Source organism: Flavobacterium sp. LM5 (assembly GCF_002017945.1).
Lineage (GTDB): Bacteria > Bacteroidota > Bacteroidia > Flavobacteriales > Flavobacteriaceae > Flavobacterium > Flavobacterium succinicans.
On sequence record NZ_MUFX01000001.1, the window covers coordinates 1,748,263 to 1,771,594 of the forward strand.

General features: G+C 35.0%; 20 protein-coding genes. 3 read left to right on the forward strand and 17 right to left on the reverse strand.

Annotated features, from left to right (window positions below; genetic code table 11):
* Positions 1 to 89: 89 nt before the first annotated feature.
* A complete protein-coding gene (locus BXU11_RS07495) occupies positions 90 to 716 on the forward strand; it encodes a PASTA domain-containing protein (RefSeq protein WP_024980972.1) in 627 nt (208 codons plus the stop codon).
* On the forward strand, positions 706 to 1,743 hold the full coding sequence (locus tag BXU11_RS07500) for an RluA family pseudouridine synthase (RefSeq protein ID WP_078211641.1): 1,038 nt from the start codon (positions 706 to 708) through the stop codon (positions 1,741 to 1,743). Before BXU11_RS07495 ends, BXU11_RS07500 begins: the two co-directional genes overlap by 11 nt.
* 47 nt (positions 1,744 to 1,790) lie before the next feature.
* On the opposite strand, the gene BXU11_RS07505 is transcribed toward BXU11_RS07500, so the two are convergent.
* The 4 genes from BXU11_RS07505 to BXU11_RS07520 form a co-directional block, all read right to left on the reverse strand.
* On the reverse strand, positions 1,791 to 2,180 hold the full coding sequence (locus tag BXU11_RS07505; protein WP_078211642.1) for a DUF1398 domain-containing protein: 390 nt from the start codon (positions 2,178 to 2,180) through the stop codon (positions 1,791 to 1,793).
* An 11-nt stretch (positions 2,181 to 2,191) separates the two neighbouring features.
* Positions 2,192 to 2,626 carry a thioesterase family protein gene (locus BXU11_RS07510; RefSeq protein ID WP_024980969.1) on the reverse strand — a complete coding sequence of 145 codons (435 nt, stop codon included), beginning with the start codon at positions 2,624 to 2,626 and terminating at the stop codon, positions 2,192 to 2,194.
* 407 nt (positions 2,627 to 3,033) lie between these two features.
* Entirely contained in the window at positions 3,034 to 5,742 is a 2,709-nt protein-coding gene (locus tag BXU11_RS07515; protein ID WP_078211644.1) for a phosphoenolpyruvate carboxylase, read from the reverse strand.
* A 647-nt stretch (positions 5,743 to 6,389) separates the two neighbouring features.
* Positions 6,390 to 7,592, reverse strand: coding sequence for an aminotransferase class I/II-fold pyridoxal phosphate-dependent enzyme (locus tag BXU11_RS07520; RefSeq protein WP_078211645.1), 1,203 nt, complete (start codon positions 7,590 to 7,592; stop codon positions 6,390 to 6,392).
* 236 nt (positions 7,593 to 7,828) lie between these two features.
* Between BXU11_RS07520 and BXU11_RS07525 the strand changes: the two genes are divergently transcribed.
* On the forward strand, positions 7,829 to 8,290 hold the full coding sequence (locus BXU11_RS07525; protein ID WP_024980966.1) for an Lrp/AsnC family transcriptional regulator: 462 nt from the start codon (positions 7,829 to 7,831) through the stop codon (positions 8,288 to 8,290).
* Positions 8,291 to 8,377: 87 nt separating this feature from the next.
* Here BXU11_RS07525 and BXU11_RS07530 read toward each other — a convergent pair whose 3' ends face one another.
* From BXU11_RS07530 to BXU11_RS07590, 13 genes are all read right to left on the reverse strand, one after another.
* Positions 8,378 to 8,563: a DUF2892 domain-containing protein gene (locus tag BXU11_RS07530; RefSeq protein ID WP_078211647.1), complete on the reverse strand. Its 186-nt coding sequence runs from the start codon at positions 8,561 to 8,563 to the stop codon at positions 8,378 to 8,380.
* A gap of 16 nt (positions 8,564 to 8,579) precedes the next feature.
* Positions 8,580 to 8,885, reverse strand: a complete 306-nt coding sequence (locus BXU11_RS07535) for a hypothetical protein (protein ID WP_024980964.1) — start codon at positions 8,883 to 8,885, stop codon at positions 8,580 to 8,582.
* 69 nt (positions 8,886 to 8,954) lie between these two features.
* Positions 8,955 to 12,188, reverse strand: a complete 3,234-nt coding sequence (locus tag BXU11_RS07540; RefSeq protein ID WP_078211649.1) for an efflux RND transporter permease subunit — start codon at positions 12,186 to 12,188, stop codon at positions 8,955 to 8,957.
* 75 nt (positions 12,189 to 12,263) lie between these two features.
* A complete protein-coding gene (locus BXU11_RS07545) occupies positions 12,264 to 13,352 on the reverse strand; it encodes an efflux RND transporter periplasmic adaptor subunit (RefSeq protein WP_078211650.1) in 1,089 nt (362 codons plus the stop codon).
* A gap of 57 nt (positions 13,353 to 13,409) precedes the next feature.
* Positions 13,410 to 14,723: a TolC family protein gene (locus tag BXU11_RS07550; RefSeq protein ID WP_078211652.1), complete on the reverse strand. Its 1,314-nt coding sequence runs from the start codon at positions 14,721 to 14,723 to the stop codon at positions 13,410 to 13,412.
* Positions 14,724 to 14,936: 213 nt separating this feature from the next.
* Positions 14,937 to 15,461: a CIA30 family protein gene (locus BXU11_RS07555; RefSeq protein ID WP_223253691.1), complete on the reverse strand. Its 525-nt coding sequence runs from the start codon at positions 15,459 to 15,461 to the stop codon at positions 14,937 to 14,939.
* Positions 15,462 to 15,599: 138 nt separating this feature from the next.
* Positions 15,600 to 15,983, reverse strand: coding sequence for a VOC family protein (locus BXU11_RS07560; RefSeq protein WP_024980959.1), 384 nt, complete (start codon positions 15,981 to 15,983; stop codon positions 15,600 to 15,602).
* 186 nt (positions 15,984 to 16,169) lie between these two features.
* Positions 16,170 to 17,990, reverse strand: a complete 1,821-nt coding sequence (locus BXU11_RS07565; RefSeq protein WP_078211654.1) for a hypothetical protein — start codon at positions 17,988 to 17,990, stop codon at positions 16,170 to 16,172.
* 599 nt (positions 17,991 to 18,589) lie between these two features.
* Entirely contained in the window at positions 18,590 to 19,072 is a 483-nt protein-coding gene (locus BXU11_RS07570; RefSeq protein ID WP_078211656.1) for a DUF4348 domain-containing protein, read from the reverse strand.
* Positions 19,073 to 19,198: 126 nt separating this feature from the next.
* Positions 19,199 to 19,969, reverse strand: a complete 771-nt coding sequence (locus BXU11_RS07575) for a hypothetical protein (RefSeq protein ID WP_078211658.1) — start codon at positions 19,967 to 19,969, stop codon at positions 19,199 to 19,201.
* Positions 19,970 to 20,169: 200 nt separating this feature from the next.
* Positions 20,170 to 21,015, reverse strand: coding sequence for a metallophosphoesterase (locus BXU11_RS07580; protein ID WP_078211660.1), 846 nt, complete (start codon positions 21,013 to 21,015; stop codon positions 20,170 to 20,172).
* 32 nt (positions 21,016 to 21,047) lie between these two features.
* Complete coding sequence (locus tag BXU11_RS07585; RefSeq protein WP_078211662.1) at positions 21,048 to 21,884, reverse strand: carboxypeptidase-like regulatory domain-containing protein; 837 nt, start codon at positions 21,882 to 21,884, stop codon at positions 21,048 to 21,050.
* 348 nt (positions 21,885 to 22,232) lie between these two features.
* On the reverse strand, positions 22,233 to 22,784 hold the full coding sequence (locus BXU11_RS07590; protein WP_078211663.1) for a zinc ribbon domain-containing protein: 552 nt from the start codon (positions 22,782 to 22,784) through the stop codon (positions 22,233 to 22,235).
* Positions 22,785 to 23,332: the final 548 nt, after the last annotated feature.

Consider the following 23,332-nt stretch of genomic DNA (forward strand, 5'->3'; position numbering starts at 1 on the left):
GATCAAGAGATTAAACGTATTCAAAACAAAATTATCATTTTTTTTGAAACGAAATACCTTTATCTTTGCGGCTTACTAAAAATAAGTTTATGAGTTTACGCAAGTATCTAAGTAGTCGTGTTTTTTTCGGTCAATTGTTCCTAGCAATTGCTTTTATAGTGCTTTTAGCGTATTTTTTTATGCATTGGCTAACGTATACCACGGATCATGGTCACGAGATTTCGGTTCCTGATTTGTCAAAATTGACTGAGGAGCAAGTAGAAGAAAAATTAGATGAATTGGATTTGGACTACGAACTGTTAGATAGCGTAGATTACCGAAGTGACTTTCCTAAATTTAGCGTTGTAGAGCAAGATCCTTCACCAGGGACGAAAGTAAAAGTTGGTCGTAAAGTCTATATCAAAATCAATTCTTCTGGCTTTTCTTCCGTACAACTTCCAAACCTAATTGAAAAAACCTATCGTGAGGTGGTTCCTACGCTTAAAGCCTTAGGGTTAGAAGCAGGAACAGTAACGTATATACCCAATATAGCTAAGGATATGGTGCTAGAAATCCGTTTTAAAGGACGTAATCTTAAAGCAGGAGATCGTGTTTTAAAAGCCTCTAAAATCGATTTGGTTTTAGGCGATGGAAAAGCAACCTATGAAGAAGTGATTGCAAATGATAGTTTGCAAGTGCCGGCTGTAGAATCTGAAAATAACACCAATGAACAATAATATTGAAGCCAATGATTTAGAAGACGAATTATTCGAACACTATCGATTTGAGGTTCCCAAAGGGCAAGCCATTTTGAGAATCGATAAGTACTTGATGAATTTGATTCAAAATGCTACGCGAAATAAAATACAGAACGCCGCTACCGAAGGTAATATCTTTGTGAACGATCTTCCGGTGAAGTCCAATTACAAAGTAAAACCCTTTGATGTGATTACGGTGATGTTGACGCATCCTCCTTTTGAAAATCATATTTTACCCGAGGATCTTCCATTGAATATAGTGTATGAGGACGATGCTTTGTTGTTGGTCAACAAAGAGCCAGGTATGGTGGTTCATCCTGGTCATGGTAATTATACAGGGACTTTGGTCAATGCTTTGGCACATCATTTTGATAATTTGCCGATGAATAGCAGCGAACGTCCTGGTTTGGTACATCGTATTGACAAAGACACTTCAGGATTGCTTGTGGTAGCCAAAACCGAAGCGGCTATGACACATTTGGCCAAACAATTTGAGGCCAAAACAACCGAACGAGAGTATCTTGCTTTGGTTTGGGGAAATGTAGCTGCAGAAAGCGGAACTATCGAAGGGAATCTTGCCCGTCATTTGAAAGACAGAATGCAAATGGCTGTTTTTGACGATCCCGAAATTGGTAAACCAGCGATCACGCATTATAAAGTATTGGAACGATTTGGTTATGTTACTTTAATTTCTTGCAATCTAGAAACTGGACGTACGCACCAAATTAGAGCGCACATGAAACATATTGGGCACCCCTTATTCAATGATGAGCGTTATGGTGGGCATTTGATTTTAAAAGGAACTACTTTTACCAAATACAAACAGTTTATTGAAAATTGTTTCAAAGCTTTACCACGCCAAGCCTTGCATGCTAAAACCTTAGGGTTTGTGCATCCAAATACTGGCGAAATGATGCGCTTTGATACCGAAATTCCAGCCGATTTTCAAGATTGTATTGACCGTTGGCGTAATTACTGCAAGACGCATGTTGCAGACGAAGATTAAGTATAAAAAAAGGACTTGTAATTATTAACAAGTCCTTTTTTTATGCTTTACAACTGAATTTTTTCGATGACAATAGGGGCATCGTTTTGGTCGAAATAGGTACAGGTTTTATCCAAAATGTTTACCGTCCAGCGGGCAATACCACACTGGGCTACTTGCGCGCAAAACGTAAGATAATCGGTTTGGCCTTCTTGGTGCATCACCAAATATTCAATGAAACGTTCTTTGTTGGCAGACGCGGCAATTGTTAAAGGTTCATACGTTTCGGTAGCGGACGTTCGAAAATTGTCAGCGCCAAAATACGTTACTTGACCATCGGCCACAGAAGTATCGTAGCCGATCACTCCTAAATCAATTAAATCTTGAATATATTTTGGGAAATCTTCGCCTGATTTTACTTTGGCGTGCGCTTCTTTTATTTGGGCAATGGTAAACATAGGTTAGGTATCTAAAGTGAAATAAAATCAGTAGTTTTTGGAAACGCATTGAAAGAATCAATCACGATTTGAGGGGTTGGACTCGCCAATTTCCTTGCTTTGGTATCCATCCAAGCACCATCCACCGTGATGGTAGCACAGAGCACCTCGTCTCTATACATTTCATGTTTGATCGTCCAGCGTGAGGCATCGGGTTTCATTTTGGCAATTTTAGTATTCAAAATGATGGTGTCGGCCAAATGTATTTCTCTTTTAAAAACACACTCTTCTCTAAATAAAACGGGGCCAATATGTTGAGATTTCATGACTCCCAAGGTTAATCCTAATTCTTCTAGAATCTCAATACGGTGTTGGGCTCCAAAATCGTAGTAAGCGCTATGACGCATATGAAAGTTAGGATCAAGATCAGACCATCTTACGGAAATTTGTTTGCTAAATGTAGGCATAAACGTTATTTTTTTGAGCTTTTTTTGAATTTGCAAAAGTAAAACATAAATCCAAGAGCAAGATGGAATTAAATAGAAATTAACACTATTCTTACTGTTGATTACTACAGCCTTTTTTCGAATTTCACTATTTGGGCGTTACCACAAGGGGCGGGCTTTACGCTACAATCTTTTTGAGGCAGAAAAAGCCTCAAAAAGGATTTTCACTGCAAACGAAGTTCACTGAACTCCTATGAAAATAGTATAAGTGAAGTAATCTCTAATCAAAAAGAACTGTGCGTAATAGAATTTAGAGCTTGTTCTAAAAACGAGAAAGGTATAAAAAAAGGTCCTTTTAAGGCATAAAAATGCTTTAAAAAGACCTGATTTTTGGTGTCATTTACATAACAACACTAAGTATCATGGGATCAACCTGTGTTTTTCAAACCACTTGAGATGGAGTTAACAATGCTTAATAGTTTGGTCAAAAGTTTATTTTTTTCAATACTATTTTCATCTGCAATATTTCTCCATTGCGTCAAGTATTTAAGATGTAGTTTATGCAAAACCTTAAGTTTTTCATTTCTCCACTCTAAATTATCATATTGACCACCTCTACGTTTGGAAGCTGGTTCGTCAAATAATTCTTCAATGATTGAGAATCCGTTGTGATAATCGGTTAGGATTTTGTCCATGAACAGTTTTCTCTCTGCTTCGTTTTCATCCAAATTAGCATACAAATTCATCATTTCTTTATTAGAAAGGATAAGGTTTGTTTCTGTTTGAATCATTAAGAATTTCAAGAATGTCCAATTTTCAACATTGTTTTTGAATGTGATAAAATCTGTCGGTCTTTCTTCTTTTAATTTTTTCAAGGCTTCACCCAATCCGTACCAACCTGTGATGGTAATACGAGATAAATTCCAACTAAATACCCATGGAATAGCGCGTAAGTCATTGAGCGTTCTTGTTCCAGTTCGTCTAGCAGGTCTAGATCCAATTTTACTTTTCTCTAAGACGTCAATACACGTTGCTTTTCCGTAAAAATCAATAAAACCAGGAGTTTCAATTAAATCTTTATAGTGTTCACAAGATTTTTGAGATAAAAATTCCATGATTTCAATTGGGAAAGAAGCCTCGTCTGTATTTTCTTTGCTCAATATCGTTTGTTTTGCTACTCCTGATGCTAAAGCATTTAGGTTGTAAGTCGCAGTTAATGGATTGCCAAACAACTGTGCCATAGTTTCTCCTTGCACCGTTAATTTGATGGTTCCGTTCACGGTGTTGGTTGGCATACTTTCTAGGAATCGGTGGTATTTTCCGCCCCCTCTACTAATCGTTCCTCCTGTTCCGTGGAAAAAGAAAATGTCTATTCCATTTTTTCTACCCACTGCCGAAAGTGCTTTTTCAGCTTTGTAAAGATTCCATTTACTAGCAATGGTTCCACCATCTTTATTACTGTCGCTATATCCTAACATCACTTCTTGTTTGTTGTCAAGTTGTGCAGTACGTTGTTTGGTAATAGTATTTTGTAAAAAGGCTTCTAAAATTTCTGGACCATTGTGCAAATCTTCGATGGTTTCTAGCAAGGGAACGACTCTAATTTTAGTATTGAGTAATTGTGTTTCTCTCATCAAAAGATAGACCACTAATAAATCACTCAAACTTCTGGTCATACTCACAATGAATGAACCAATGCCCTCTGCACCATATTGATTAATGTGTTGGCGTACCACTCGGTAACAATCCAAAACATTGTCTGCTTCTGGACCATAAGAAACGGTTACATCTGTGATTAACGAATGACTTTGTAAAGTTTTGTTCAAAAAGGCTACCCTTTTTTCTTCTTCCCAGTTTTCAAAATCATAATCAGTTTTTCCGTTCGATTTCAAGATTTGAGAAATTGCTTTGTCGTGGAAGGTACTGTTTTGACGAATGTCTAACTTGGCCAAGTGAAATCCGAAGCATTTAACTGCGCGTTCAATTGGGAACAGTAAATCATCTGCCAATCCTTTCAATCCATTATCAACTAACACTTCTCGTAAAAATTTTAAATCTTCTTGCAGCGCAGCGCTAGATTTGTAGTACGATTGAGAATCAGAGGTTTTGTCAGAAACGGTGTTTTTTAATTGTACCAAAATCAAACTCACATATTGTCTCCAAGGTTCGTAAGGATTTCTTTTGATACTATTTTGTCCTGCTGCTCCTAGAATCGTTGCTTTTTTCTCGATAGCATTCGTCAAAACAAAAGGAATCGGGTTATTGATAGCAGAAACAGAAAGACGACTTGCCAATGTTAGCAATTGACTTTTTAGTAAAAAAAGCGCCGTTTGTCTGTGCAAAAGTAAGGTGTCCTGTGTAATGTTTGGCGTTACAAATGGGTGACCATCTCTGTCTCCACCCACCCAGCTACCAAAAGTAATGCTTGGATAAACATCTGGATTTTTAATTTTATTGGGATTGAGTCCCATTTCAATCCAAGAACTTTTGAGTTGTTGGTCACTTTTTTCTAATACAGCAGGGAAAACTTTGCTTAGGTAATAGATGACATTCGATCTTTCGTCAGTAATGTCTGGTTTTTCAAGATAAATTTCACCAGTTCGCCACCATCTTTCCAATAAGCAAATAATTTTTTCTTTATTTTCAAAAAGTTCAATTTTACTTAAAGCAGTGTTTTCTTTTTGTACTAAAAGCAAATACAATTCACGGTGAATTTCGATAACTGTAACTCTTTTGGCTTCAGTGGGGTGAGCTGTTAAAACTGGAATTACATGAGTAGAGGCTATGGTTTTTAGCATTTCATCTTCACTAATTCCTTGTTCTTTCCAAATTTTGAAAGCCTCAGCCCATGATCCTCTGGTGGAATCAATGTTCAATTGATTCTCTGTTTTTCTTCTGTATTGAGTAGCAGCGTTTTCTTCAACTAAGGTCATTAATTGGAAATAGATGCTAAGTGATTGAATTACTTTTTCACTTGGAATCTCGTCATTCTCTTCAATCGAAAGGTTTTTAGGATCATTTTTGATCAATTCAATGATTTTTGGCTCATTGATGCGGGACAACATTTCAACATAACAATCGATGATGAACTTGCGATCATCGGTTATTTTTTGAAATGGTGATTTTAATTTTGTCATAATGATTCAATTTGTGTTAATTATGATTTAAAAAAGGTACCTGTTTTATAGTTAAACAAGAGCTATTAATTGTGCTAATTTCATCCGTTTAATCTTGTTATTATTATAAAAAAGATGATAAACAAATATAAAAAATGTTTGAGTATAATTAGCTTACATTGATCATGTGGTGGGTATTTTATATTTTTTTTTTGATACGTGTTGTACCAATAGTATACCTGAAAAGGCTTGTGAATTCTGACTTTTTTATTTTTTTGTCACTTCACTTTGGAGTATATTCTACAACGTTTGAAGACTCGTTTTTGGAGATGTTTTCTTCTACACTTTACCTACTTGGGGTTATAGTTACGCTCGTTTTTTTATTGGAAATTTGCCTTAAAAACACACCTTAATAGATTGATTTTAAATAAATATTTTAACAAAAAATTAATAAATTATTTCTTCATTAATTATTGTATCGATATTTTACAATGTGTTTTTTTGTGGTTGTATAAAGAAATGTTGCTTTTAAAAGCAATTTGAAAATCGTGTTGACCTTTTTTCTATTGTTGGTCAATCATTGTTTAAGACCAACGCACCGTTGATTTTTGGATAAAAAAAACCGTTACAAAGGCTGTAACGGTTAAATATAGATTTGTGATTCGATTTTAAAGAATTCCCAACTCCACCATGCATTCTTTCATGCTTTGATACGTTCGCTCAATGTTGTTATCAAGTCCGATTGAGAAACGAATCAAGCCATCCGTTAATCCCATCTCGGCTTGTTCCTCTAATGGAATCTCGCTGGATGTGGACGTACCCGGTGCGCTGAATAAAGTTTTATAAAAGCCTAAACTTACCGCTAAGTACCCTAAATTGCGTTGTTGCATTAATTCCATCAAGGCGTTAGCGGTGTCCAAAGTGCCCACATCAAGCGTCATCATGCCACCAAAACCATATTCAGGGTTGATCATCTTTTTATATAACTCATGACTTGAATGACTGGCTAAACCAGGATAAACCGTTTTTAATCCGTCTTTTTCAAAACGTTCTGCCAAGTAACTGGCATTGTAACTGTGTTGTTTCATTCGAATATGCAACGTGCGAAGGTTTTTCATCACACTTGCAGATCGTAAACTGTCCATAGTGGGCCCTAAAAGCATGCTGGCGCCGGTATTCACGTTTTTTAGACTGTTGATAAACTCGCGACTACCGCAAGTAACTCCACCCACCGTATCGCTAGAACCATTAATGTATTTGGTTAAACTATGAATTACCACATCGGCACCTAAAGTGGCTGGAGCCACAGACAGTGGCGAAAAGGTATTGTCGACTACCAATTTTAAGTGATGTTTTTTGGCAATTTTTGACAATCCCTCAATATCGGCTACTTCTAAAAGGGGATTACTTACTGTTTCGCAATACAAAACTTTAGTTTTAGGCGTAATGCTGGCTTCTACCACGTCTAGCTTAGTGATGTCTACAAAAGTAGTTGCTATACCTAATCTTGGGGCAAAGTTTTTTAGAAACGCATACGTTCCACCATAAATGGTTCGACTCGACACGATATGATCACCCGAACCACACAGTTGTAATAGGGTAGGAGTAATGGCACCCATTCCAGAAGCAGCTACATTGGCGGCTTCCGTACCTTCCATGGCAGCAATGGCTTGGTCTAAGTATAAATTACTGGGGGAAGAATGACGCGAATACAAATAACAGCCTTCCATATTGCCTTCAAAAGTGTCAAACATGGTTTTGGCGGATAAAAAAGTATAGGTAGACGAATCAGAAATAGAAGGGTTTACACCTCCAAATTCTCCAAAGTATTGTAAATCTTGAATGTTGTCGGCTGGGTTAAAGTGTTTCATAACGTAATTTGGTTTTATTGTTCAATAGTAAATGACTTTTTAAAAAAAAATAATAGTCAAAATAAAGAGTTTGTAGATTCAATTTCAATAGCATCTGTTGAATATAGATTTTAATTCCTTAATTTTTATTTTATATAAATTTTAAATCTATATTTGATAAGTAAATTTTAAAAAGCTAGTTTTTCTTTCTAAACGAAAAGGTGGAACATTATGTTTTTTAATTCAAAATCAAGTATATGTTTTTAGATGCAATTGATAAAAAGTTATTGGTATTACTGCAAACCGATAGTAAAAAAACAACCAAAGAACTGTCTGTAAAGCTGAATCTTTCGGTAACAGCCGTTTATGAACGAATCAAAAAGCTGGAGCGAGAGGGCGTCATTCATCATTATGCGGCGTTAGTCGATAAAACCAAAATTGAAAAAGGATTTGTGGTTTTTTGTCATTTAAAATTAATTCAACACACCAAAGAATTTTTAACTCGTTTTGAAAATGAAGTCGTGCAGCTTCCTGAAGTGTTAGAATGCCATCATGTAAGTGGTGATTACGATTATATTCTGAAAGTGGTGGTCAAAGATATGGAGGCCTACCGAGAGTTTTTGGTCACCAAGCTCACCACGTTGCAACATATTGGCAGCACGCATAGTACTTTTATGATCAATGAGGTGAAAAACACAACGGTAATCTCTTTTTCATAACAGCATATATCATTCTTAAAGAAAATGCCATGACTGTACAAGAATCATGGCATTGGTAATCATTAAAAAGTTTTTTTTCTAACCAAGTTAGTCTTTTACTCCCAATTTGGTTAGTATGTCTTCCATCAAACACCATTTGGTAATAGCCGATTGCAATAGATTAGCGCCCACAAAGGCGGTAAACCACAACCAATTTTGATTGACATATATTGATAATACTACACTTAGCAGCACAAAGCTTCCGGCTATGGCTCTTATAATTCTGTTTTTCATTGCTTGATTTTTGAGGTTAATTGGATTTTTCTATACATAAAACCGCCAAATGAATTTGTGATAGCGTTTCTTGCTTTGCATTGAAATCTGCAACCCATTCAAATAGAGGGTCTACTTTTTTTTCATGCGCAAAGACATAGAACAATACCGATTCATTTTCGATATTATCGGTGGCGAACCAGTTTTCTTCTATCAATTCTTCTGAACTGTTTTGGTAGCCCGTTACTTCTTTATAGGAATATGAACTAATATTGGCCTTCTTCAATAGCTGTTGGATTTCTTTTTGGAAAGCTTTGACGGCAACGATGAGTAGTAATTTCATTTTTTTAGGTTTAAAGGTTTAAAAGTTTAAGGTTTCTAAAATTGGAAACCTTAAACTTGAAACTAATTTTTATTGATTAGCAGCTCCTGATTCCTCTTTTTCGGAGAGATTATTTGTTTCCCATTTTTTTCGTTCAGTGATGTAATAAATCAAAGGCACCACAATTAGCGTTAAAACCGTTGAAACAATAGCACCAGCTACAAGTGAAATGGCTAATCCTTGAAAAATGGGATCAAACAAAATAATAGACGCTCCAATTACCACTGCTCCGGTTGTTAAAAGAATAGGAGTGGTGCGGACAGCTCCAGCTTCTATAATGGCTTGTTTTAAAGGTACACCGTCATTCAATCGGATTTCGATGAAGTCGATAAGTAAAACCGAATTTCGAACCATAACTCCTGCCAAAGCAATCATTCCAATAAAAGAAGTGGCGGTGAAATAAGCATTTAGCATCCAATGCCCTAAAACGATTCCTATCAACGAAAGTGGAATAGCCAACATCATAACGATTGGTGTTTTGAAGTTTTGAAACCATCCTACAATCAACATATAGATGATCACAATCACCACCATAAAGGCTACGCCCAAATCACGAAATACTTCTAAAGTAATTTGCCATTCACCATCCCATTTTACTGTAAAATCACTTTCATCTGTAGGTTGTTCCATGTACAATTCATTGATCTTGTAGCCTTTTGGAATTTTCATTTTAGACAGTTTTTCATTCATTCCCAAAATAGCATAGACTGGACTTTCCAATGTACCCGCCATATCGGCAGTAACATACACCACACGTTTTTGATCTTTTCTGTAAATGGTTTTTTGTAGCGTGTCCTTTCTAACTTTTACCAAATCGCTGATCGGAATCATATTCCCTTGACTTCCTTTTATTTTCAAGTTTTGGATATCTTGCAAACTGGTTTTGTCTTTGTCATCTAATGAAAGTACGATGCTTACATTGTCATTTGAGTTTTCGTCGTATAAATTAGAAACAGGATATTCTTTTAATAAATACGTAAGATTTCCTACTACTTGTTGAGGAGCAATACCATTGAGCATGGCTTTTTCTTTATCAACTTCAAGGCGGAATTCCGTCTGATGGTCTTCTACCATCCAATCGATGTCAACAATATCACTAGTGTTTTGCAGAATGGTTTGTACTTGTTGGGCTACTTTAATTTGTTCTTCATAATCAGGACCATAAATTTCGGCAACCAAAGTTGACAGTACTGGAGGTCCCGGAGGTACTTCAATCAGTTTTACATTGGCACCATATTTTTTGGCAATCTTTTGAATCTCAGGACGCATGGCTTTAGCAATGTCATGACTTTGCAAATCACGGTCTTCTTTATGTAATAAATTTACCTGAATGTCGGCCATATTACTACCACCGCGCATATCGTAATGACGCACCAAACCATTGAAAGTAATAGGAGCAGAAGTGCCCACATAGTTTTGATAATTGACTACTTCGGGTTGAGTCGATACGTATTGAGCAATTTCTCTTGTAACTGCCGAGGTTCTTTCCAAAGTACTTCCCTCAGGCATGTCAATCACTACTTGAAATTCATTTTTGTTATCAAAAGGCAACATTTTAACGACCACCGATTTGGTGAAGAACATCAAAATCGAACCAAACAATAAGACCACAGTACCAGCCAACAAAAGTCTTCTTTTTAAACTGTTTTCTAAAAACGGACGTTCGATTTTACTGTAAATTTTATAAATCAAACTGGTTTCTATTCCTTCGACATGTTTGTGTGCTTGTTCTTCTTTCTCTTGTAATAAATGATATCCCAAATATGGCGTTACCGTTAAAGCAACAAATAAAGACAATAACATCGCAATAGACGCTCCAATAGGCATCGGACTCATATAAGGTCCCATCATTCCAGATACAAATGCCATCGGAAGTATGGCGGCAATTACTGTAAACGTGGCCAAAATTGTTGGGTTACCCACTTCATTAATCGCATAGATTGCGGCTTGTTTAAAGGGAAGTCGCTTCATTTTGAAATGCCTATGCATGTTTTCGGCGATGATAATACTATCGTCAACCACAATTCCAACTACAAATACAAGGGCAAAAAGTGTAATTCTATTGAGTGTGTAACCCAACAAATAATAAGCAAATAGTGTTAATGCAAAAGTGAGCGGAACAGAGAAAAACACGACCAATCCACCACGCCATCCCATAGCTAGAATTACCAAAACAGTAACCGCAATAATGGCTATTCCCAAGTGAAGCAATAATTCACCCACTTTGTGCGATGCTGTTTCTCCATAGTTTCTTGTTACTTCAACGTGTACATCATCAGGAATGATGGTTTTTTTAAGTTGCTCTACTTTGGTCAAAATTTTATCCGATATTTTCATAGCATCGGCACCTTTTACTTTTCCAACAGAAATGGTTACAGCAGGATATTCTGATTTTGCCGTTTTGAATTGTTCATTGGCTTTGCCATAACCAAAAGAAACATAGCTTTTTGGAGTTGAAGCACCATCTGTGATTGTAGCTACTTGTTTTAAGTATACCGGCATATTTTTGTTGATACCAACCACTAAGTTTTCTACATCTTCGGCATTCGATAAAAATTGTCCTGTTGTAACCAAAAATTCTTCATCGTTCTCAACAAAACTCCCCGATTGCGAACTGCCGTTATTGGCCTGTATCATTTGCATGATTCCTAAAGCATCCACACCATTTTCGGACATTCTATCTTTGTCGAGAATAACTTTAAGTTCTCGATTATTGCCGCCAATTTCTTTGGTAATGGCTACATCTTTTACTTTTTCAATTTCAGAAGTTACTTCTTCTGCAATCTGACGCAGTTGGTAATCATCTTGTTTCTCGCTCCAAAGGGTTATTCCAAGCATCGGAACATCATCTATAGAACGGGTTTTAACCATAGGTTTGTAGACACCTTGCGGAAACATGTTTTCGTGTTTGGCCAATTCGTCATACAGTTTTACATAAGAGCGCTCTACATCTTGCCCTACATAAAATTGTACAATCAACATCGCCTGACCGTTCATAGCCATCGTATGTACGTGTTCTACACCCTTAATATTAGAGATAATTTTCTCTAGTGGTTTCGCGACACGGCTTTCCACTTCTTTTGGACTCGCTCCGGGATAGCCAACCATAATATCAGCCATCGGAACATTGATTTGCGGTTCTTCTTCCCTTGGAATTAGAAACGAACTATATACCCCAATAATCATCAACCCAATCATTAACAAAATCGTTAATTTGGAGTTCATAAATGCTTGGGCAATTTTGCCTGAAATACCTTCTTGCATTTTTATCTTGTTTAAAGTTTGAAATTGTTTAAAGTTTAAAAGTTGTTTAATTGAACACTAAAAACTGATTACTGATTACTGAATATTTACCAAAGCTCCGTTGTACAATTTTCCTTCTGCCGAAACGATATAGTGTTCTTTGGCCGAAAGTCCAGATAAAACCTCTACTTGATTGCCTAATTTTTTACCAACGCGCAACCATCTCAAAATCGCAACATTTCCATTGCCTACAGTGTAAATTCCAGTGAGTTGACCTTGATGCACCAAAGCACTTTCTGGTACAAGCATTCGTTCATTTGTTGCCGAAGGTGTTTTATTTTCAGTAGGAAACTGAACATTTACAAACATTCCTGATAACACTTTCGCTTTCGTTGGTTCTAAATTGATTTTTACCAAATACTGTCCACCTGTATTTTTGGCCGAGGCACTCACTTCGATTACTTTTCCTTTAAGGCTCGTAGCATTCGATTTTACTAAAATGTCAACAAGCATTCCATTGCGTATTGCGGTAATATCATTTTCGCTAACCATAGCCGTTACTTGTAGCTTAGAAGCTCCTTCAATACTAACCAATGGCATTCCAGGATTCGCCATATCGCCTTCTTTTACAAAGGTGTTGGTGACTACTCCACTAAAAGGAGCAGTTATGTTAGTGTAGGAGAATTGGGCTACTACTTCGTTTCGCATTTGTTTGGCGCCTTGCAAGCTAGCTTTTGCCATTTCGTAACGAGCAGTCATGTCATCCAATTCTTTTTGGGAAGCACTTTGTTGTTTGAACAAATTAGTAAAACGGTCGTAATCTTTTTTAGCATTGTTGTAAGCTGCAGTAGCTTGTAGAATACTAGCGTCTACTTGCGCTTTTTTAGCTTGTAAGTCGGTATTATTAATGCTAACGATTAATTGTCCTGTAGTTACTTTTTGTCCCACTTGTACGTGCAGTTTGGTGACAAAGCCCATCATTCGGGTACTTAAATTGGCTGAATTTTCAGCTTCGATTTTACCACTTGCCGTAATGAATCCACTAGTACTGTTTTCTGCAATGCCACTTACTTTTACAGCAATTGGTGTTTCTTTGTTCAAAGATTCTTTTTTGTCGCCTCCACACGAAGTCAATACAACTGCGGAAAGGGAAAGGAGGGCTATTATTTTATTACTTATTTTCATTTTTTTTTATATTGATGATTATCTTTTTTATTCGTAAAACGTGAGACTTACTAATTGCTACTTTGTTAAAAACTGCAGATATTCTTTGGTGAAATTATACTCAAACACTGCTTGTAAATGTTCCAGTTCTTTTTGTGCCATTTGCGTTTCGGCTTGTAATAAATCAGTGGTTTTTTCCAAACCTTGCTTAAATCTGTTGTTGCGAATGCGATAGGCTTCTTCGGATTGTTCAAATGCTAGTTTGGATAAATTGACTTTGTTTTCAGCATCTAATAATTGGCGATTGGTTTTGTTTAATTCCAATTGACTTTGTGCTTTGTATTGTTGGTTTTCTATCGTTGATTTTTGAAGATCAGCTTTGGCTTTTTCCATTTTGCCAATCGCTTTATAGCCATCAAAGACTGTCCAAGACAACTGCGCTCCAATCAAATAACCACTAGCGCCCATGCCTAAGAAGTTCTTGTCGTATAGTTCATAACTACCAAAAGCATTCAATCGAGGCAAGAAATTCATTTGACTGGATTGCGCCATTTTTTCGTATGCCTTTACCGATTGATCCATCGCTTGGATGTCTTTTCTGTCTAAGGGCAAATTCAAATTTATGGGACTTACAACAATGCTGTTTTCGAGTGCTTCAACAGGTTTGAAAACTGCATTTTTAGTATCTTCATTTAATAAAAAAGCCAAATAATCAGAGGCGTTTTGTATGTTGCTTTTAGCATATTGCAATTGATTTTTAATTTCATTTACTCGAACTTGAACCGAAAGTAAATCAGTTTTTTGTAGTAAGCCTTGTTTGAAATAGTTGTTGACCAATTGCAAATTAGCTTGTACAGTAGTATTGGCTTTGTTCAAAACGTTGACGGCTTGATAAGCCAATTGTAGTTGCATAAAGGCCTTGTTTACTTCCAATTCAAGGTATTCTTTGCTGCGTTCGGTTTGTAATTGATGGGCTTGCATTTTGGCTTTTGCAGCCTGTCTGCCATAAAGACCATCGACATTGATTAAGGGTTGAAGGATTTCTATTTTGGTAGCAAAGTTTTGTGTGCGAGCTGGATTGTTGAGTAAAGCCGGGTTGAAATCGGCTTGGGTTAGGATTTCTTGATTCAGTTTTGAACCAAAAGCCATAAGCGGATTAGTAGTCGAAATCGCCGTATGCGAAGCCGTGATACTTGGAAGAAATAAAGCGTTCGATTGTCTGTAATCAGCTTGTGCGGCTTGAAATTCTTGTTGCGCTATTTTAAGCTGAAGGTTTTTATCTGCAGCTTTTAGCGCTATTTCTTTTTTGTATACCAACAGTGTATCTTGACTCCATCCTGTAGTGGAACCGATCAAGCTCAATAGAAGTCCAACTATTTTTATTTTTTTCATCTTTTTTACTTTTTGATAAAGCAAAAGTAGGCGCTAAAAAAAACAAAGTCTGTAACTAATATCACACTGCTTGTTTTGGGTAGGAGTTAACCCTGATTTCAAAAAAATAGGGCACTTTTGTCAAATCGGAAAGTTGTTAAACAGAAAACGGAATTAGAGAGTAAGAGACTAGAAATGAGTCTTAGCGTGCTATCTATAACAAGAAATGACGACTTATTGCAGCACAATACGATCCAAAAGTAATTGGAACGATTCGTTTTTTTTGTTCGCAATCAGAAATACTATTTCTTCAAAAGAAGCACTGTTGAAATTAGGAGCCTCTAAGCGTCGACCTCTAAACGAAGGATACAAGGTGTTGAGGTTGATAATAATGGTTTCCCATTCCCCTGTGGTTGGAAAGGTGGTGATATAGGAATAATAAGCGGAAGATTGATCTTTAATCCGAAATTGATAGTTTTTACCGTCTCCTTTTACACGAAGGACAATTTGACTTTTGGAAGTCGCAGCTACAGGCGAAAATCGATGTCGGATCGAGGTAAAACCGCCGTTGTTTTCTAAAGAAACCTTTCCCGAAAAAACACCATGCCCTGACGTATTGATGGCAAATGCACCAGAGGAAAGGCCACCCATAACTCCATCGTTTACCAAAGTCCAATCATTTGCAGCTGATTTTGTAGTGAAATCATAAAGAGTGGTAGTTTGTGTCATCATAAATACTATAGCAATGAATAAAGGCATAACTCAATGTTTCAACTAAAGTACTCAATCTACTGCGTTGTAGGGCAGTTTTAACAGCTTTTTGATAGCTGTTTAGGGGCGAAAGAGCGAATGGTTATTGTTTTGAAGAGGAGCTAATGCAGTGTCTATTGGAGTTTTTTAAATTTCATAAAGTTCAATGGGCAACTTGTCAGGGTCTTCCAAAAAGGTAAAGCGCTTTTGTGTAAATTCATCGACTCTTATCGGTTCTGTAATTACATTATATTTCATTAAATGTTCTATACATTTTTCGAGATTTGAAACTTCAAAAGCAAGATGACGGAGTCCACAAGCTTCTGGTTGCGAAACCCGCTGTGGTGGAGTAGGAAAGGAAAATAATTCTATAGTATAAAGGCCACTTAACGCAAGATCAAGTTTGTAGGATTGTCTTTCCTCTCTGTAACACTCTTTAATAATTTCCAAACCTAATATTTCGGTATAAAAATGTTTTGATTTTTGATAATCAGAACAAATGATGGCTATATGATGAATGCTTTTTAACATTTTTGATGGGGTATAGTGCGACAAGAAAAGTTAAGGCAAGTGCCTATCGTAATAGATCTTACTAATTTTACTTGCTCAAAGGTAATTTTTTTTAATCAAAAAAAACAGCAGTAACGTCAAGACGATACTGCTGCAGGTATTGATTGAGTAACCTTTCAATATGTTTTGTAAGTTACTTCAGCTTAGTTAGTTTATGTTTACTATTTCAAAGGCATAACCCTCTGAGCCGTTTTGACTTGTTCTGCTCAAGGAAATAATATCTCCTTTGAAGTTAAACAAAAATTTAGGATATCCTTTTAGTAATATTTCATTATCACGCGTCAATGATGGGTACTTTATAATCTGTAGCGATGGTCGATTTGAAGTTCCAGCATAAATAGTGTTACCATTATTACCAAAAGCAAAATCTGAGAAAAATAAGGCTCCTCTGTCCACCATTCCTTTGTAAATCATGGAGCTTGATGCGCTATATACTGCACCAACGCTTCCGGTTATTACAAATTCACCATTACTAGAAATTCTGAAAATATTTGCATCCAATGGGTGGTCTCCATGATATTTATCGTCAACATGCGAAAGGATTTTCCCGTTACTGTCTAATTCTAAATATTCCATATCTAAGGGTGAAATACTAGTTGTTATGGTAATAATTTTATCAGAATTAGGAATGAATCGTATATAATCACCGTCAAAATCCCCATTTCCACTGATATTTATACCGGTACTTCTCGAATACGTTCTAATTGGTTGTTCCCACCAAGGCGAGGGTTTTACCGATGCTACCAAATATCCATGACCATTTGTGACAACGCATCTTGTGGCTAGACCGGTATTTATGGAAGTGACTAAATTTAGGGTATTGGCATTGTACACTTTAATAAAGCCATTTTCATTTGGGACATAAATTTCTAAACCAAAACCATTGTTTCCAATATCAATTTTACCAACAGTTGCGTCTATACTAACATTATCAATCTCTTGATTTGTTTTGTAATTGATAGCTCTTAATTTATGAGCAGCATTATCCACAATATACACTATAGGTTCCGAAGGGTGATGAACTGCATCAGTAATGGAGTAGTTGTAGATTTTACCAGCGGGTTCAAGCACATTAAGTTTGTTGCTATTCCTTGAGTAGTTTTCATTATTTGAAACTCTTACATAATAAAATACTTCATTGGCAAAAGGAGGAAGTTTGTCTAAAAAGGTAGTAATATCAGCGGAACTAAATGTTGCGATCACTTCTCCTTCGCTATCTTTATTAAGAGATCTTAGTACTTCGTATTTCTTAAAATCAGTAGATGTATATTTTTGCCATTTAAGCTCAACATTTCCTGAATTTGGAATTGCTGATTCTAGTGTAATACTACTAGGCGCTATTGTAGCTACTTCAATAGTTTTTGTGGTGAAGTATTTATCTTTGTCTGTAGCTGTTACTGTAACGATATGCTTTCCTCTTGTTAATTTAGTAGTTTCAAATTTAACGTTATTGGAAGCATCGGGGCGCGTTTCCAATAATTTGCCGTCAAGATTACTTGAGATAACTACAGTGATATCGCTTGGTTTGGAGTCGCTATCTCTCACGTCAAATGAAAATACAATCTTTTCATTTAAACTAAATGAGGCTGGTAAGCTTGGAAGAATTTGTGTAATTTCAGGGGTAAAACCTGTTTTAACTCCTTGCTCAATAAGGATTTCTGCTTCTTCCAAAGAGTTTGCTGATACGCGTACAGCGGTTTTTCCTGAGCCATAACCGTCCAAATTAGCGTATACTTCGTAAGAGGCAACATCGATATCTTTTAATATAGCACCGCCAAATTCATCAGTAGTAACTTGTTTGGTTGGAGGCACTGTAAATACACTCACGCCTTTGGCAGGAAATTTTGAAAAGCCATTATTCATAAAAACTTTTACATAAAGATCTCCTTTTGATGATGATGATTCGTCTTTGTCACAAGCTAAAAGAGTGAGCAGTACAAAAAGAGCTGCAAAAAAATTATTCTTCATTTTACCTTCTTAATTTATAGTTAAATATTAACAATTATTACGACTTGATTTTTATTGTAAGTACTAATGCAACGCATTAATGCCGTTGTTTTTTTATGAATTTTTTTTTGAAAAAGCATTAAATCAGTACTTTGTGTTATGTGTGTTGATGAAATATAATTTTCTACCCTCATTTATATAAGTACTTAGATAACGTTTTGTATAAGGAAGTAAATATAATAATGTTTTTTTTACAAATTATTAAATGTGTACTATTTTTCTATAGATTTTGAACACTTTACAACTTGATCAACATGACTATTGTCTTTTCGGGAAAGGATGTTTTATTCAGTAAAAGCTATAGTTCACGAGTTGTTTTTAAGGAATAATTGCAGTGTGCTTTCCAATTGTTTATCAAACGGGAGATTGATGCTTATGCTTTGTTTATGAGTGGTTTAGCTTGCTAATTATGCTAAAAAGTCGTGAGACTTTTATCGTGTTTACGGACCTCAACTTGATTAAAAATGGCGTGAAGTCGGAGACGTTCGAGCAGCATACTTCAAGAGTTTGTATGCTTCGGAGGATCAGGAGCTTTTAGCAATTGTTATCAGCTGTTCTTTTTAGTTCGAACTATCATTCCAAGATTTAAGATGCCACTTTCCATTTATTTTTTCAAAATAGAAATCAGAATATATTCCATTGTCAACTCCTCTAATTTCAACAACCGCTTTATTGCCCTTAGTTTTGATGTTTTGTGTGTACCTATCAAATTCTCGTGTTAAGGCATCTTTTGGATATTCAAAGTCAAGTTTTGTGTATTCTTTTTTTTGAATAATTTTTACTATTGATTCAAGTTCGTTATTATAATCTAATTCCGTAACCTTCAATGGGAAAATTACACGACTAATTTGAAAAACAGAATCTTTACTAAAATTATCAAGAAATGTTTTGAAATTGTCATCAATATTTTTTGGACTTTGAATTGCGGTCAACTTTTTTTTGCTCTCGATTGGTTTCTCAATACGTGTTTTTTGTGATTCATTTTTACAACCCATTATGGTTAAAGTGAGCATTAAATAGCAATATATTTTTAGTGTTTTCATGAAGCTAAAGTATAGATAAAGGTCACGTGCTTTTGTATGTTTGGGAAATAAATAAGACCCATTATTAGAAGCTAGAAAAACCGAAAAATCAAATTTATTGAAGTATGTTAGAAGATGTCTTTTGTATTATAAATCAATTTCAGTCATGAAACTTTCATTTGGATTGTCATTTTTGTAGTATACGTAGGCAACATAAATTTTTGTTTTTTTGGGAATTTTTTTTATTTTTTCATTGCCAATTATAAAGTTATTGGATAAACATTTTAAAATTGCTTTTGATAAATCAGCATTATCAAATTCTTTTAAAGCTTTGACTTTTTTTATTTTCAAATTAGTACTAATCGTAATCTCATAAAGCGCTGTGTTATCATTTACTTCATAACCTTTAAAATCGCTATCACATTTTTTTGAGCGAAGAAGCCACAAGCCATTTTCATTAAAAGTAGTAACTCTTATTTCTTTTAAGATAGTAAGAATTGATAATTGTCTTTGAATGGATTGATTTTGATATTTTTGAGCATTTGGATATTCATTTGTGTCAAAATTCCTGTCGATTTGTTTTGAGCCTGAGCAAAAACCGAAACTTAATTTTCCATCATGGGTATCAGCAAAAACTAACCAAGTTGAGTTTTCTTGAACATTAAAGGCACAAGAACTATTAATTGCGTACAATATCTTAATTGTTTGTCGTGTTTCTCCTTTGTAGAGTTCTAGTATTTCAATTTCAGCATCTTGATAATCAAAATCATTTTCAATAGTGGTGATTTTTACTATTTTGACCTTTGCAACAAAATCAGATTTTTGAAATCTCTCAATTAATGTTTCGATTCCACAAACGCAACTAAAAGCGTAATTTGAAAAGAAATAAAACAAAATAATTAAAACTGTTTTTTTCATAAATTTATTTTAAAAGGTTATTGCTTTATTTATTTTATAATTTCTACCAACTTTCTATTACTGCAGCGTTGTATTCTTTGAAGGTCAGAATTTGAGAGCAGATTAGGTTTTGTTTTTTGGAATTAACAAAATGTATATTAAATTGTTTTGTTGAAAGCTCATTTTACAGGCTTTTTCATCTTAGTTTTAATATTTATTTTCTATCCATTTTGCAGTTCAAAAATTGTTATTTCGGGTCTTACATTAAATCGTACCTGCCATAAATGGCCTAATGCTCTATTTATGTATAACGTTCGATTATTACTTAATGCAAATTGTCCTGCAGAATATTTTTTATTATTTACTGGCAACATGGGTGGCGGAAGAAATGGAGGTTTTACTTGGCCTCCGTGGGTATGTCCCGATAAAATCCAACTGTTGTAGTTGCCCCAAATGTCCAAGTCGCAAGCGTCTGGGTTATGGCACAATACTATACTTGCTTTTGAAGAATCGAAACCATGCATTGCTTTTGCAGGATCAAAATTAAGTCCCCAAAAGTCGTCGAAACCTATGAAATGTATGCCGTTTATTTCTGTACTTTCGTTTCTTAACATTTGAACGCCATTTTTGGTAAGTAGTTCCGAAATTTGGTCTGCCACTTCGCTTTGTGACCAATTTCGCCCGTAATCGTGATTACCCAAAATTCCAAGTGTTGCTATTTTTCCTTTTACCAGATTTTGTAATGTTTCCTCTAGTTTGTCCCAAAGGACTTTGTCTTTGTAAGTACTTACATAGTCTCCTGTATAAACCACAAAATCTGGATTGTATGCTTTTGCTTTTTTGAAGGAGTCGATAACAAAATTATGGTCGAAACGATTTCCAATATGGATGTCACTGATTTGCATTAATGTCTTTCCGACCAAGTCTTTGGGTAGGTTTTTGATCGGCATTTTGACTTTCACAAATTCTAACCAATGAGGTTCTATTTGCCAAGCGTACAAGCCACTAAAAAGTCCTAATCCAGTTAGTCCCCAGAAGGACCTGTTTAAAAATTTTCGTCTGTTCATTATCGTTTGTCTAAAATTGCGAAAAATCGTTTTTATTTCTCAATCATTACATCAACATTTATTGAGGGTTCACCACCTGAATATTTTTTCCATGCTCCAAAATAATTTCTGTAATAAGTATCTTTTGAAAAGGCAAAAACATTTCCAGCAAAAGAAAGCTTTCCTTTAAAATCATCCGCTATTCTGACTAAAACAAAGAAATCTTTATTTGTCCAAATGTTTTGATTAGAAACATCTATCGACAATTTTTTGTTTTTTATGTCACTTTCGGTAACTGTTAATTTTAAAGTTTCAGTAACTAAAGATTGGGTATCATCTGGAAAACCATTTTTTTCATTTTGTATGTCGAAAATAAAGGTAGCCGTTTTTTCGAATTTGAAATCAGCAAGATTAATGTTTATGTTCTTGATTTTTAATTTCTTTTTGTTTTTAATTTTTATGGCATGTTCGATAAAAACATCATAGGGTTCATTGGAATTAACTCCAAAATAGGCTTGTTTGGTATTAGAAGTGCCAAAATTTTTACTGACATATTTTTTGGGATTGATGATTACTGTTTCAAGAGTAATGATTTTTTTCTTTAGCTTAATCGTGTAGTTTTGAGATTGGAGTAGGTCACCAACGGAAATTATAAAGGGTTCATATTCATTTACGATTACTTTAAAGGTTTCGGTTTTGTCAATGTTTGTTATGTTAATAGTATAATTTCCATTACTATCTGTTATACAGCCAATTGCTTTGTTTTCAATTCCTATTCGTGCTTCAGAAATGGGATTGTTATTTTCATCTAAAATTTTACCTGAAATTTTTTGAGCGTGAAAATTTATAGTGATTAAAATAAATAGTATCGTAAATCTAATTTTTTTCATTGAAAATGGTTTTTTGTAAAATGGCTTATCATTGCTCAAATTGTCCTCCTCTGCGAATTTTATACTTTTCTTTCAAAGACATAAACATACTAAAAGGCTATCGATTTTTTCGTAATTATATTACAAATTCTCTCATTTTGTTTAGTAATTTTTAAGGTGCTACTTAACGAAAAAAAACACCAAAAAAGCGCAAAGGTCATTTTTGGTGTTTTCCAAGGACAATCTGATTATAAATGGCGCGAATTCGGAGACGTTCGTGCAGCATACTTCAGCGGTTTGTTTGCTTCTAAGAGTTGGGATAACTATTTAGCTAAATCACTTATAGAAGCCTGAGATCACTAGATTTTTCTATTCGTACATTTCGGGTTTAACGACGTATTGAGTGACAAATTCACCATTTTTATCAGAGTAATAATAGTTTAAGGTTACTTTGTTTTCTCTGAAAAACTTCATATCTGGGTTGCTTTTTAGGTTTTGTAAAAGTGCAGGAAAAACATACTTTTTCACTGTATCAATTTTTACTTCTGCTTTGGTCATTCCTATCAGCGTGTAGTTGTACTGTATGGTTTTATTGGGTAAAGCAACAACGTTTTTCAAAAGGGTATATTCGTCAAGATTCATTGGGCAATTTTTGTTAAACTCATTGGCGAATTCCACTAATTGTTTGTCAAATGATGGTTTGAAGAACGATTGAGAAACAAAAAACATAATTACAAAACCAATGATAAAACCTATAAAGGTTTTCAAGTCAAATTTTCTTTTAGGTTTTGTGGCTTTTGGTTGTTCAATTTCGGTTTTTGTATCTTGATTTTCTGTTATTGGTAGTTTGTAACCACAAACGGAACAATATTTTGAAGTTATTTCGTTTTCAGCTTCGCAATTTGAGCAAATGTTTTTCATAATTTTCTGTATTCTTGTTAGTATGTTTTTTCGCGGTCTAACTGCCAACGTTCTGCTATTTTGTTGGGTTTAGGACTATCTTAATATTATTCTTAAGATTTGAAATCCTCGTTGTGCAAAGTATTCTCATATTGTAGATTTTATACTTTTCTTTTAATTACATAAACATAGTAAAAGTCTATCGAATTTCCTTATAATTGTATTACAAATCTTTCACTTTATTTGTTAATTCTTAAGTTGCTACTTAACGAAAAAAAAACACCAAAAAAGCGCAAAGGTCATTTTTGGTGTTTTTATGGTTTTTTAAAAGCTGATTATGCTAAAAGTTCGTGAGACTTTTTCGTGTTTACTGAGGATAATCTCATTAAAAATGGCGCGAAGGCGGAGACGTTCGGGTAGCATATTTTAACGGTTTGTATGCTTTAAGAGCTTAGACGTTCGCGCAGCATACTTTAGCGGTTTGTATGCTTCGTGGAGCGAGTTTAAATTTGCAGTTAACGTCTTTATCTTCTGTAGATTTTTGTTCTTTGAAGAGTAGGTTTTATCGC

What these genes read in the sequence shown, in the direction of transcription:
- BXU11_RS07495 (WP_024980972.1), top strand. Translation starts at nt 90, where the DNA reads ATGAGTTTACGCAAGTATCTAAGTAGTCGTGTTTTTTTCGGTCAATTG.
- BXU11_RS07555 (WP_223253691.1), bottom strand. Translation starts at nt 15,461, where the DNA reads ATGCCTTTATTCATTGCTATAGTATTTATGATGACACAAACTACCACT.
- BXU11_RS07575 (WP_078211658.1), bottom strand. Translation starts at nt 19,969, where the DNA reads ATGAAAAAAACAGTTTTAATTATTTTGTTTTATTTCTTTTCAAATTAC.
- BXU11_RS07565 (WP_078211654.1), bottom strand. Translation starts at nt 17,990, where the DNA reads ATGAAGAATAATTTTTTTGCAGCTCTTTTTGTACTGCTCACTCTTTTA.
- BXU11_RS07525 (WP_024980966.1), top strand. Translation starts at nt 7,829, where the DNA reads ATGTTTTTAGATGCAATTGATAAAAAGTTATTGGTATTACTGCAAACC.
- BXU11_RS07550 (WP_078211652.1), bottom strand. Translation starts at nt 14,723, where the DNA reads ATGAAAAAAATAAAAATAGTTGGACTTCTATTGAGCTTGATCGGTTCC.
- BXU11_RS07510 (WP_024980969.1), bottom strand. Translation starts at nt 2,626, where the DNA reads ATGCCTACATTTAGCAAACAAATTTCCGTAAGATGGTCTGATCTTGAT.
- BXU11_RS07530 (WP_078211647.1), bottom strand. Translation starts at nt 8,563, where the DNA reads ATGAAAAACAGAATTATAAGAGCCATAGCCGGAAGCTTTGTGCTGCTA.
- BXU11_RS07560 (WP_024980959.1), bottom strand. Translation starts at nt 15,983, where the DNA reads ATGTTAAAAAGCATTCATCATATAGCCATCATTTGTTCTGATTATCAA.
- BXU11_RS07545 (WP_078211650.1), bottom strand. Translation starts at nt 13,352, where the DNA reads ATGAAAATAAGTAATAAAATAATAGCCCTCCTTTCCCTTTCCGCAGTT.
- BXU11_RS07515 (WP_078211644.1), bottom strand. Translation starts at nt 5,742, where the DNA reads ATGACAAAATTAAAATCACCATTTCAAAAAATAACCGATGATCGCAAG.
- BXU11_RS07540 (WP_078211649.1), bottom strand. Translation starts at nt 12,188, where the DNA reads ATGCAAGAAGGTATTTCAGGCAAAATTGCCCAAGCATTTATGAACTCC.
- BXU11_RS07500 (WP_078211641.1), top strand. Translation starts at nt 706, where the DNA reads ATGAACAATAATATTGAAGCCAATGATTTAGAAGACGAATTATTCGAA.
- BXU11_RS07585 (WP_078211662.1), bottom strand. Translation starts at nt 21,884, where the DNA reads ATGAAAAAAATTAGATTTACGATACTATTTATTTTAATCACTATAAAT.
- BXU11_RS07570 (WP_078211656.1), bottom strand. Translation starts at nt 19,072, where the DNA reads ATGAAAACACTAAAAATATATTGCTATTTAATGCTCACTTTAACCATA.
- BXU11_RS07535 (WP_024980964.1), bottom strand. Translation starts at nt 8,885, where the DNA reads ATGAAATTACTACTCATCGTTGCCGTCAAAGCTTTCCAAAAAGAAATC.
- BXU11_RS07520 (WP_078211645.1), bottom strand. Translation starts at nt 7,592, where the DNA reads ATGAAACACTTTAACCCAGCCGACAACATTCAAGATTTACAATACTTT.
- BXU11_RS07505 (WP_078211642.1), bottom strand. Translation starts at nt 2,180, where the DNA reads ATGTTTACCATTGCCCAAATAAAAGAAGCGCACGCCAAAGTAAAATCA.
- BXU11_RS07580 (WP_078211660.1), bottom strand. Translation starts at nt 21,015, where the DNA reads ATGAACAGACGAAAATTTTTAAACAGGTCCTTCTGGGGACTAACTGGA.
- BXU11_RS07590 (WP_078211663.1), bottom strand. Translation starts at nt 22,784, where the DNA reads ATGAAAAACATTTGCTCAAATTGCGAAGCTGAAAACGAAATAACTTCA.